The sequence below is a fragment of the Endozoicomonas sp. ONNA1 genome, from assembly GCF_024606325.1.
GTDB lineage: Bacteria > Pseudomonadota > Gammaproteobacteria > Pseudomonadales > Endozoicomonadaceae > Endozoicomonas_A.
Map to the genome: position 1 here is coordinate 1 of NZ_JAHHPN010000405.1, position 1,710 is coordinate 1,710.

The 1,710-nt window shown below is 48.1% G+C and carries 1 protein-coding gene; it reads right to left on the reverse strand.

Annotation, left to right across the window (positions count from 1 at the left end; translation table 11 throughout):
• The coding region (locus KDK19_RS09205) for a hypothetical protein (RefSeq protein ID WP_257291797.1) at positions 1-1,696 on the reverse strand (1,696 nt) is incomplete at its 3' end.
• Between the last annotated feature and the right edge of the window lie 14 nt (positions 1,697-1,710).

The window sequence follows — 1,710 nt, forward strand, 5'->3', positions numbered from 1 at the left end:
AGTGACCATTATTTCTGGCCCGCAGGACATGGCTGCAGCTGTGCAGCGGTTTCCAAACGGTTGGCAAGGTTTGTCTTTCAATGCTCCGGATCACCCGCTCCGGTCCCGGACGCCGGTAATAATGCTGCAAAACCTTCAGGATGGTTTTTTGATTATCGCCGGCATTATCAGGCAAGACCGGCGGCCTGCTAAAGGCATCCACCACAAACTGTAATACCGCTGGTGTTTCGGGTGTCGCCAGGTTGTGAGAATCGTCCAGACCGAGAGATTGCTTCAGATCCAGGATGTCCTTTTGAGCCTGCTGGACATGCTCTGGCCAATTCCGGTAGAAAGAATGCGTTTCCCGTTGCAGCCATAACTTTTCAAGCCATTGGATATAATCACTCAGAGAGAAATCATCAATAATCTTCTCACCTTCAGGATATTGGTGAGCAAATCGGGCTTTAAAACGATTCAGAACGCCTTTGTCCGGAGAGGCCTCGTAATGAAACAGTGCCAGTAAGAAGGTCTGGATGGTATTAAGAGTCGGGGGGCGACAATCTTCCACATATCCCCACAATATTTTTTCCAAAGCGCCCTGCCGTTGTTGTGGACTCAGTTTCTGGCAAATGCGGTCAAATTCAACAATGGCTCCCGGACAGACGGTCAGAGGTATCTTCCTGAGATGGGGCAAAGTCATGCATTCAAATGGACTAAAGGCAACCAGCATGCAATTCATTATGCCCAGTGGCATTATAAAAGAGTCAAGACCTATCATTCCGTTGATGAAACTCCTGTACCAATCTTTCCGCAGACTTGCCCCACTTTGCACAAGCAGCTGAAACATTCGGTAAGCTGCTTCCTCCTGTTTCTGAATTTGCTCCTGCTCTGGCTTCTGGTATCTGAGCATTTCGGAAACAAGCAGCATTTTAAGCAATGATGTAAAACCTCCTTCATGAAAAAAATGCTGGTGAATGGGTAAGCCCTGTTTTAATTCCAGGAGCTTCTCGTAGCTGTATGAACAGGGATTACTTACCAGATCCATGGCCTGTTGTAATTTGTGCCTGGCATCGGGTTCTGCTTCTTGTGGGACGCTTAATTCTGAACTCATTGCTTCTGCCCGCAAAGACATTGGCAGCAGATTCAGAACGGCTCTCAAATCGTCTGGGTCTACGCCCTGTGAGGATGCTATATCATTCAGAGAATGCTCATTCATGCACAGCGGTATACTGTCCAGTTCATCATCAAAATAGACCTGCGCAAAGCCTGTGCGGTGGCAATAGACAACCAGAGGCAAGGGTTTAAGCTCCAATACTTTTTCACACTGACTCTTCTCCCACAGGATGTCGGAAATGTTTATCTGTGCATCGTCGTAAACGCAAAAGCATTGGATGTCTTCTTTGCTATAGCCGGTGAGCACCAGTTCAGGGTAGCGTTCCATGCGGGAAAAATTGAAGAATTTTAATTTTGGTAAACTGAACGTTCCGTCCGCTCGCAGATGTCCCGAGGTGAAACGGTCATAAACTCCCCAGATAACGATATTGGCACGTCCAAGAAGTCCATCGTGTAATGATTGCAGGTCAGGCAGAAGTTTTGCGTGCAGTTTATCGGCATCTGCACCCCTTTCCATACGCCAGCTGTGGGCATCACGTTTGTAGACGTACAGGCATTGGGGGTTAACAGTGCCTACCATCCACTTACCGCAGAGTTCTGTCACGGGCTCAGTGGGCA